A 9,866-nucleotide genomic window follows, 5' to 3' on the forward strand; every position below is an offset into this window, starting at 1 on the left:
GACTTCTGATATATTCAGCAACGAAAAAATAATTAGTAAATGTCCGATTTCTTGTGGAATCCATCTGCGATAATTGTGCTGTCGATATTATTTTTATCTACCTGAATCGGCGTTAATAAATAAGCAGGAACATCTTTTATACCGTTATTTAATTTACTATTTGCTTTTGGTTCTTCGCCTTTACCCAAACTTACCGCAATTTCCGCCGCATCGTTGGCTAATTTACTGATTGGCTTATATACCGTCATAGTTTGGGTACCAGCAACAATACGCTTTATTGCCGCTAAATCAGCATCCTGTCCAGAAATAGCCACTTTACCCGCCAAACCTTGTGCTGCTAACGCCTGAATAGCCCCACCGGCGGTGGCATCATTAGACGCCACGACAGCATCAATTTTGTTATTGTTAGCTGTTAGCGCATTTTCCATGATTTTTAAAGCATTTTCTGGTAACCAGGCATCAACCCACTGATCACCGACAATTTTTATTTTCCCTTCTTTTATCAATGGATTAAGTACTGTCATCTGCCCCTGACGGAACAGCTTGGCATTATTGTCTACCGGCGAACCGCCCATCAGGAAATAATTACCTTGTGGCACGCGTTCAACCAGACTTTTAGCTTGTAATTCACCTACTTTTTCATTATCGAAAGAGATATAAAAGTCAATGTCAGCATTATTTATCATACGGTCATAAGCTAATACTTTTATTCCTTCCCGTTTTGCTTCGGCGATGACATTACTTAATACTTGCCCGTTATAAGGAATAATAACCAAGACATCGACACCACGGTTAATCATATTCTCAATCTGCGACATTTGAGTTTCTTCATTGCCATTCGCTGATTGAACAAATACTTTAGCGCCGAGAGACTCAGCCTTGTTAACAAAAATATCGCGGTCTTTCTGCCAACGTTCAAGGCGAAGATCGTCTATTGCCATACCGATTTTAATTTCTTTACTGAATCCGGGCTGGCTAAACATGACCAGAGCGGCACATGCGGAGAGTAAAATGTTCTTAAATTTCATCTTTCGGTACCTTTCTTATTGTGCAAGCAGGGTAAGAGAAACGGTAAACATCAACTGCAATAGGGATTGTTGTCGCTTATTTGCACATCGGCAATTACAGATTTTCGTCCGCCAATTATGTTTTTTGGTTTAATGTTAATTTTATGATAACGATCATGTTTTCTTTCCTGCAAAATTCATAATTCCAGTAAGAGATGTTATCCAGACAATGAATACCAGTGATTCTTTATAATTAATTGGGTATTTATGAGATCTACTCCACAATTAATAATTCTCTGAATTTAAGTGTGAAATAACGTAATTGAGAGAATAACAAACAACTCCGAAGATAAAAGCTCACCAGCCCGATAATGCGGGTCAGCTTCCAAGGAGTATTGCATGTCATCTTATTTTGATAAATTAGAACAAGTGCGTTACGAAGGCAGCCAGAGCTCTAACCCACTGGCATTTCATCACTACAATCCGGATGAAATTATCCTTGGTAAGCGAATGGCCGATCACCTAAGGTTCGCTGCCTGCTACTGGCATACCTTCTGCTGGGGCGGGGCGGATATGTTTGGCAGCAATGCCTTTGAGCGCCCATGGCAACAATCGGGAGATGCATTGGCTTTGGCAAAACGTAAAGCTGATGTGGCTTTTGAATTCTTCCATAAACTGAATGTGCCTTATTACTGCTTCCACGATGTGGATGTTTCACCAGAAGGCGCATCATTAAAAGAATATTTAAATAATTTTGCCGTCATGACTGATGTATTAGCTGAGAAGCAAGAAAGTAGCGGCGTAAAATTATTATGGGGCACCGCCAACTGCTTCACCCACCCGCGCTACGGTGCCGGGGCGGCGACCAATCCAGATCCAGAAGTTTTTAGCTGGGCGGCAACCCAAGTCTTTACCGCCATGAATGCCACCCAAAAACTCGGTGGGGAAAACTATGTGTTGTGGGGCGGACGCGAAGGCTATGAAACACTGTTAAATACAGATTTACGGCAAGAACGTGAGCAAATTGGCCGCTTTATGCAAATGGTGGTCGAACATAAACACAAGACAGGCTTCCAGGGCACATTGTTGATCGAGCCAAAACCACAAGAGCCGACTAAGCATCAGTATGATTATGATGTTGCTACAGTTTATGGTTTCCTCAAGCAGTTTGGGCTAGAAAAAGAGATTAAAGTTAACATTGAAGCTAACCATGCCACTTTGGCTGGACACTCTTTCCATCATGAGATTGCCAGTGCGATTGCATTAGGTATTTTCGGTTCGGTGGATGCTAACCGTGGCGATCCACAATTAGGTTGGGATACCGACCAGTTCCCGAACAGTGTGGAAGAAAATGCGCTGGTGATGTTTGAAATCCTCAAAGCCGGTGGCTTTACTACCGGTGGGCTGAACTTTGATGCCAAAGTACGCCGCCAAAGCACAGATAAATATGACCTGTTCTATGGCCATATTGGGGCAATGGACACCATGGCTTTAGCACTGAAGATTGCAGCAAAAATGATTGAAGATGGTCAGTTGGATCAGCTGGTTGCTAAACGTTATGCCGGTTGGAGTAGCGATTTGGGGCAACAAATCCTAAAAGGCAAAATGTCGCTGGAAGATTTAGCGTCCTATGCCGAGCAACATAATCTGGACCCACATCACCAAAGCGGGCATCAAGAACTGCTGGAAAATAGGGTTAACCGCTATATCTTCGGCTGATAGCTTTATTTATTTGATGCCTGCGGCGAATAGGCAAAGATTTATCTCAAAATAGCGAATAGACGGGGAAATGTGCCGAATGAGTCCCTATTTATTTAAAATACAAGTGGCGTGAGCCGTCGGAGCGCCCATCGGTGCAGTCGCCCCGTCAGGCTCTGCCAATAAAATAGCCTATTAATATGAGGAACACATATGTACCTTGGCATCGATCTGGGCACCTCCGGCGTTAAAGCCATTCTACTGGCCGAAAACGGGCAAGTTATTGCCAGCCAAGGTGCTGCATTATCTGTCTCCCGCCCACACCCCTTATGGTCTGAGCAAAGTCCCGCCGACTGGTGGCAAGCCACTGATCAAGCTATGCAGGCTTTAGCCGCAGACCATGATTTAACACAGGTAAAAGCACTGGGATTGACGGGCCAAATGCACGGCGCGACTTTGCTGGATAAACAGAATAAGGTGCTGCGCCCGGCCATTTTATGGAATGATGGCCGCAGTTTTGCCCAGTGCCAGGCGCTGGAAAAGGCTGTACCCGAATCCCACCAAATTACCGGCAACCTGATGATGCCGGGTTTTACTGCACCGAAGCTGAAATGGCTGGCAGAACATGAGCCAGAGATTTTCAATCGCATCGATAAAGTATTGTTACCCAAAGATTATCTACGTTTTCTGATCAGTGGTGACTTTGCCAGTGATATGTCAGATGCTGCCGGAACAATGTGGCTCGATGTGGCAAAGCGCGACTGGAGTGATGAGATGTTGGCGGCCTGCGGCCTAAATCGCCAGCATATGCCCGCCCTCTTCGAAGGCAGTCAGATTACCGGCCATGTCAGTGCCAATATTGCGCGTCGTTGGGGGATCAACCCTGTTCCGGTCGTGGCTGGCGGGGGTGATAATGCCGCCGGTGCCATCGGGGTGGGCTTGTATCAAACCGGGCAGGCAATGTTATCGCTGGGGACATCCGGCGTCTATTTTGCCGTCAGTGATGGCTTTCTGAGTAACCCGGCCAGCGCCGTGCACAGTTTTTGCCATGCTTTACCCAATACCTGGCACCTGATGTCAGTGATGCTGAGTGCCGCATCCTGCCTTGATTGGGCATGCCAACTCACCGGCGCCGAGAATGTTCCTGCACTGATTAATGAAGTGGAAAATACACCACCAGCCGCCACTCCCGTGTGGTTCCTACCCTACCTTTCCGGCGAACGAACCCCCCATAACAACCCTAATGCTAAAGGGGCTTTTTGGGGATTTACCCACCAACACGGCCGGGCAGATTTAGCCCGTGCGGTATTGGAAGGAGTCGGATTTGCTTTAGCTGACGGAATGGATGCCCTGCATGCCAGTGGTTTACAACCCACATCAGTCACGTTAATTGGTGGTGGTGCGCGCAGCCCTTATTGGCGGCAAATGCTGGCAGATATCAGCGGCCAGACTTTGGAATATCGAACAGGTGGTGATGTCGGCCCCGCACTCGGCGCTGCCCGGTTGGCCCAAATTGCTCTCAATCCGGATGTCCCGTTAGCCGAATTACTGCCTGCATTACCACTGGAACAAACTCATTTACCTAATACACAACGCCATCAATATTACGCGGCCCGCCGCGTTATCTTTAAAAAGCTCTATCAGCAATTACTGCCATTATGTGAATGTGAGTAAGATAAAGTGCAAGCTATAAGCACATAGCTAGCAGAACAGGCTGTGGAAATTATATCTTCTTTTCCACAGCCTGAATGCGGCAATGGCCTATCGAGCAGTTCACGCTGCGAATGATCATCTGACCAAAATCATCCATATAACCGAGACTATAGTTGCTGCCATTATAGCCGGGAGTCTTAACGGACTCAGTACCGAATGGCGCAATCATAACACTGTCAAAACCGGGGAAATTACCGCGATTATCCCGATTTAAATGCCCTAACGTGACGTAATACGGCGTAGGGTTATGAATTTTAAGCTCTTCTCCTTGCTGCCTGATCTGTAACTTCTCCTGCCAGACATTCTTATAATCCGCTTTAATCGCCGCTGGCCGATAAAATAACTTTATTTTATTTTGGATGGCGATTTGTACTGCTGCGGTTACTTCACTTTTCGGGGGAATTTCCCGCACATTAAAATAGAATAAAGTTTCACGATCAGCGGCTAATTGCTCGATATCTGGCAGTGAAATAATTCTCACCTGGCTTTTCTGACCCATATCAATCCGCTGTATCGCGGGTAAAGCAGACAAGGGGCTATCTACTTTCTGCCCAGCGGCATTTTCCAACCAGGATTGCGCCAGATAAGGCAATACCTCGCTTTTATTTTGCAACATGACACTGGCTGACGTATCGGCACTATTGAAAATAATCCGCGTTCTATCCAGAGATATTGACGCCTCACTCATCATCGTGACAAACAACAAAGCTGTTCCTACCAAAGCATTATTTCGCTGTTGGTTTGCCCGTATCAGGATAACGTTATTAAGGTTTGCCATGACTTATTCCATTCCCATTGATTGTCATACCGTGAATAACGGTTTTCCTTACTCACTGTTTTCGGCCAAAAAACTATTTTAATGAGCCTATTTGGCCATTAACTCTTTAACTTACTGAATGGGTGGTGGTAAAAAATCTGGTCCCTTTTGCTCCCTATGATGGCCCGATTTGGCATTCCACTTAGCTCAAAACCCGCAGATGATGGAACTCTACCGAAACGGCGGAGGGCCGGATATGACTAACAGCGCATTACTGATAATTGATGTCCAACAATCATTCGAACATAAATCTTTTTGGCAACAACAGGATCTCCCTGCCTTCTCTGCGGCGCTGAACCAACTCATTGCGGGCTGTAAACAGCGCGGAGTAGCACTGGTAGATGTATTCCACGTCGCGCCGGAAGGCCCGTTTTCGCTGGCTTCTGGCTATGTGAAGCCCATGTCATTGGTTTCCCATCACGCCGATGTGACAGTGCAAAAGCGAGTGCATAATGCATTAACTGATTCAGGGCTGGATCAATGGCTGAAAGAGCGTCAAATAAGCCATCTAATTATTGCCGGTATGCGCACCGAACAATGCTGTGAAACCACCGCACGCGTGGCGTCAGATCTGGGTTATCAAGTCACTTTTGTCACGGAAGCCACACTGACCTTTCCAATGACCCAGCCCAACGGCATTGTTCTGAGCAGTGAGGAATTGAAATTACGCACGGAAACTGTGCTCGTCGACCGGTTTGCGACTATCCATACCGTCGAGCAAGCACTGGCAGCACTGGATTCACCACTATCAGTAGCGGCTAGCCAAAAAGTCGTCAATTGGCAGCCACAGCCTTATTTTCCTCGGGCTATCACACCTGCGGGTCTCAAAAATCTTAACCGCTGGCAGCTGAAACGCTATGTGATTCGTTATGCGCAGGCGCAAGGTACCGCACCCGATTATGTCCCTGCTTATCAACTCGTCAGCCAGTGGTTACCCCATGATGCTGAAACAGTGGATCGCCCCGGTATTGGTTTTGTGATTGAACATCAGGGAAAAACATTGAATTACCTGATTGTTGGCTGGTGGGATAACGAAAACGAATTGCGGGTGAAAGTCTGGGTGCAGGAACAGGGAATTTGGCGCGCGGCGCGTGATGAATCTTTCTGTGTTTGGGATTTACAGGTAATGGCCTTTGAGCGGGATGCTTTTGTTGATACTTTGCTACAGCACACTCCGGATATTCCGGCTTATATGAATCGTTATCTGACGATAACTGTGGATTAACCATGCAACGAAATGTCTATTTTCTCTTGCTGCCCGGCGTGCTGTCGCTGGATTTAACTGGCCCTGCCGAAACATTACGGCTGGCGGGGTCATTTAACCTTTGTTATATCAGCCCATTGCCCGAGGTAATGTCCTCCACCGACATGATGTTAGGCCAATTGCAGCCGCTACCTGACAGCTTACCGGAAGGTAGCTTGCTGGTAGTTCCGGGGGTGAGCGATTCACGTCACTATTTTGCGACAGAAACCGCCGCAATAGCCCGCCGATGGTTACAGCAACAGAAAGCCGCCATTACACAACAAAAAACGATATTGGTTTGTGTCTGTTCTGGAGCATTGCTGGCAGCGCAAGCCGGGCTATTGGATGGCTATCAATGCACAACTCATCACCATGTTCTTGAACGGTTACGCCAGCAGGCTCCGGCGGCCCAAACCAAAGAAAACCGTATTTTTGTTGAAGATCGTGGAGTGTATACCAGTGCCGGGATTACCGCCGGTATTGATCTCTCTTTGCATCTGATCAGCCGTTATTGCAGCCCGCAAACTGCACTGGAGGTGGCGCGCGAAATGGTGGTGTATTTCCGCCGCTCAGGTGATGACCCGCAACTTTCACCCTGGCTACGTTACCGTAACCATCTCCACCCGGCAGTACATCGGGCACAGGATGTGATGTCAGCAGAGCCACAAGCGGAGTGGTCACTGCTTCAGGTGGCACACAAAGCACATGTCAGCAGCCGTCATTTAACCCGATTATTCCGTGAACATGTCGGGATCAGTGTGCGTGAATATCATGAACAATTGCGGGTCGCGGTAGCTGAAGTCCGCCTGCAAGAAGGGTTTAATCTGGAGAAAGCCGCACTGGCAGCCGGATTTTCCTCCGGCCGTCAGCTTCGGCGCGCACAACAGCGTGGGCAGGCTGTAACTAACTGACTAATCGCCGCCGATCAAGGCGTTGCAGCCCCATCGACAATAAAGTGCTTAACGCCAGTGCTAAGGCAAAGACATAGAAAATATCCAGCACCGGATAGTCAGTAAAATCATAATGATGGGTACGGATGAAATGAATAATCAGTGCATGGAAACCATAAATAGCCAGCGAATGTCCGGCCAGCCAACTCAACCAGGCAATCGGCTGATTTAGGCAGTTTTTAAACCACACCAGCAGTGATACCGCAGCAACAAAGACCAAGGGGCCACAGTACATATAGAAGGTATCGGCAAAGCTGCCATTAATTCGTGTCTGTTTCTCCGTTGAGATGGCAATAAATATCACGCTCATGATAAACAATAATGCCGCGCACCAACTGATAGCTCGCCCTCGCGTCTCAAGCATGCCAATAGCTCGCCCCAGCAGCGCATACAACAAATAATAGAAAGTATCACCGTAGATATAGAGATTTATCGGCAGTAACTGAAAACCACCGATTGAATATTTACTGGTCTGCGGGTTGGCAACCACCGCCAACAACAAAATAACGACCGCCAGATAGCGGCCTGATACCGGTTTGACGTTAATCAGTGGTGAAACTAGATAAACCACAATAATGGCGTAGAAAAACCACAAATGATAAAACACGGGTTTTTGCAGGATGTTTTTCAGTGACGCCCAACCGTTGATCGGGGTCAGGGTAGAAATATAGATAAGTGCTATCACGCTGTAAAACAACAGGCATAGTCCGATGCGGGTAAAATGCTTTTGCTGTGCGCTTTTTTCACCAAAAAACAGATAACCGGAGATCATAAAGAATAGGGGCACACAGGCCCGAGAAGCCGAATTCAGCAAATTGGCGATGTCCCAGTTCGCTTCCCCTACTTGCGCCCCGCTGGTGACGTAATAGGTGGTGGCATGGATCATGACCACCATAATGCAGGCAACGGCCCGCAGATTATCAATCCAGCCAATCTTATTGGTCATGCATACTCTCTATCACCGTCTTGTCTTTCGCGTACATAAAAACGCTTATCTATACTCGTCATACTTCAAGCTGCATGTACGTTGGCTGCTCTCTCTCACCCGAATCATTGACTGGCGTCAACTCATCGGGATTCACTCACTTGCCGCCTGCCTGCAACTCGAATTATTTAGAGTATATTTATTTTGCAAATAATCAGGCTGCAAACAATAACGTAAATTTGACTGATACCCAAAGTAAATGAACCCCATCAGGACGAAGGGTAATTGTTGCCATAAAGTTATATTGACGGCAAAATAGCCGTCCTAATGCGCTCTGACTGTAGATCCTGCCTGAGTGCTTCCAGTTTTTTATTTTTACTATTAATAGCTTAACCTATGCAAACTTCATTCTCACCCGCGACGCGTTTAGGTCGACGGGCGCTTTTATTTCCCTTGTGCCTGGTATTATTCGAATTTGCCGCATATATCGCCAACGATATGATTCAGCCCGGCATGCTGGCGGTAGTCGCCGATTTTAATGCTAGTATTGAGTGGGTTCCGACATCAATGACGGCTTATCTGGCTGGCGGGATGTTCCTGCAATGGTTGCTTGGGCCGTTATCAGATCGTCGTGGCCGTCGCCCAGTGATGCTGGTTGGTGTCGCATTCTTCGTGGTGACCTGTCTTGCCATATTATTGGTCACGTCGATTGAACAGTTCATCGCCATGCGCTTCCTGCAAGGGATCGGTTTGTGCTTTATCGGCGCAGTCGGTTACGCCACTATTCAGGAATCCTTTGAAGAAGCGGTCTGTATCAAAATCACCGCACTGATGGCGAATGTGGCATTAATTGCCCCGTTGCTCGGCCCGTTGGCGGGTGCCGCCTTGATTCATGTCGCCCCGTGGCAGTTCATGTTTGTGATATTTGCGGCGCTCGGCGCAATTTCATTTGTGGGGCTGTGGCGAGCGATGCCAGAAACCGCCTCACGCCAAGGTGAGAAGCTGTCGATAGGAGCGATGTGGCACGATTATAAACAAGTGCTGACCAATCGCCGTTTCCTGTGCGGCTCCCTCGCATTGGGCTTCGCCAGCTTGCCTCTACTGACCTGGATTGCCCAGTCCCCAGTGATTCTGATCAGCGGTGAGCAGCTCTCAACCGTGGAATATGGCATTTTGCAGGTACCCATTTTCGGCGCACTGATTATCGGCAACCTGACATTAGCGAAATTGAGCGGTAAAACCAGTGTTCCGCAACTTATCCGCTACGGTGCCGGCCCGATGATTATTGGCCTAATGATTGCCGCTGGCTCGACCCTCTATTCATCCCATGCTTATTTGTGGATGACTGCCGGGTTAAGCCTCTATGCCTTTGGTATTGGACTGGCGAACGCCGGTTTAGTGCGACTGACGCTGTTCTCCAGCGATATCAGTAAAGGGACGGTGTCAGCTGCCATGGGGATGATCAGTATGATGGTCTTCACCTTGGGGATTGAATTTGCCAAAGTGGCTTATC

At 47.6% G+C, this 9,866-nt stretch carries 8 protein-coding genes; 5 read left to right on the forward strand and 3 right to left on the reverse strand.

The window, feature by feature from the left end; translation table 11 throughout:
• Positions 1-32 precede the first annotated feature (32 nt).
• Positions 33-1,028, reverse strand: coding sequence for a D-xylose ABC transporter substrate-binding protein (gene xylF / locus ACNSO8_RS25680; protein ID WP_005175009.1), 996 nt, complete (start codon positions 1,026-1,028; stop codon positions 33-35).
• 378 nt (positions 1,029-1,406) lie between these two features.
• Here xylF and xylA point away from each other — a divergent pair, with 378 nt between their 5' ends.
• Both xylA and xylB read left to right on the forward strand, forming a co-directional pair.
• On the forward strand, positions 1,407-2,726 hold the full coding sequence (xylA, locus tag ACNSO8_RS25685) for a xylose isomerase (RefSeq protein WP_019084159.1): 1,320 nt from the start codon (positions 1,407-1,409) through the stop codon (positions 2,724-2,726).
• A gap of 192 nt (positions 2,727-2,918) precedes the next feature.
• Complete coding sequence (xylB, locus tag ACNSO8_RS25690) at positions 2,919-4,379, forward strand: xylulokinase (RefSeq protein ID WP_411919885.1); 1,461 nt, start codon at positions 2,919-2,921, stop codon at positions 4,377-4,379.
• 49 nt (positions 4,380-4,428) lie between these two features.
• Here the strand turns inward: xylB and ACNSO8_RS25695 are convergent, their stop codons facing one another.
• Positions 4,429-5,196 carry a molecular chaperone gene (locus ACNSO8_RS25695; RefSeq protein ID WP_019084161.1) on the reverse strand — a complete coding sequence of 256 codons (768 nt, stop codon included), beginning with the start codon at positions 5,194-5,196 and terminating at the stop codon, positions 4,429-4,431.
• A gap of 235 nt (positions 5,197-5,431) precedes the next feature.
• Here ACNSO8_RS25695 and ACNSO8_RS25700 point away from each other — a divergent pair, with 235 nt between their 5' ends.
• Positions 5,432-6,460: an isochorismatase family protein gene (locus ACNSO8_RS25700; protein WP_411917724.1), complete on the forward strand. Its 1,029-nt coding sequence runs from the start codon at positions 5,432-5,434 to the stop codon at positions 6,458-6,460.
• A 2-nt stretch (positions 6,461-6,462) separates the two neighbouring features.
• Positions 6,463-7,389 carry a GlxA family transcriptional regulator gene (locus ACNSO8_RS25705; protein ID WP_019084163.1) on the forward strand — a complete coding sequence of 309 codons (927 nt, stop codon included), beginning with the start codon at positions 6,463-6,465 and terminating at the stop codon, positions 7,387-7,389.
• Here the strand turns inward: ACNSO8_RS25705 and ACNSO8_RS25710 are convergent.
• Entirely contained in the window at positions 7,382-8,374 is a 993-nt protein-coding gene (locus ACNSO8_RS25710; RefSeq protein WP_019081429.1) for an acyltransferase, read from the reverse strand. The genes ACNSO8_RS25705 and ACNSO8_RS25710 overlap by 8 nt on opposite strands.
• A 375-nt stretch (positions 8,375-8,749) precedes the next feature.
• Between ACNSO8_RS25710 and ACNSO8_RS25715 the strand changes: the two genes are divergently transcribed.
• Positions 8,750-9,866: MFS transporter (locus tag ACNSO8_RS25715; protein ID WP_418396342.1), on the forward strand; the 1,117-nt coding region annotated here is incomplete at its 3' end.

The sequence above is a fragment of the Yersinia sp. LJYL362 genome, assembly GCF_048323875.1.

Excerpts from the sequence above, each read along its gene's own strand:
- xylF (WP_005175009.1), bottom strand. The coding sequence starts at position 1,028 with ATGAAATTTAAGAACATTTTACTCTCCGCATGTGCCGCTCTGGTCATG.
- xylA (WP_019084159.1), top strand. The coding sequence starts at position 1,407 with ATGTCATCTTATTTTGATAAATTAGAACAAGTGCGTTACGAAGGCAGC.
- xylB (WP_411919885.1), top strand. The coding sequence starts at position 2,919 with ATGTACCTTGGCATCGATCTGGGCACCTCCGGCGTTAAAGCCATTCTA.
- ACNSO8_RS25695 (WP_019084161.1), bottom strand. The coding sequence starts at position 5,196 with ATGGCAAACCTTAATAACGTTATCCTGATACGGGCAAACCAACAGCGA.
- ACNSO8_RS25700 (WP_411917724.1), top strand. The coding sequence starts at position 5,432 with ATGACTAACAGCGCATTACTGATAATTGATGTCCAACAATCATTCGAA.
- ACNSO8_RS25705 (WP_019084163.1), top strand. The coding sequence starts at position 6,463 with ATGCAACGAAATGTCTATTTTCTCTTGCTGCCCGGCGTGCTGTCGCTG.
- ACNSO8_RS25710 (WP_019081429.1), bottom strand. The coding sequence starts at position 8,374 with ATGACCAATAAGATTGGCTGGATTGATAATCTGCGGGCCGTTGCCTGC.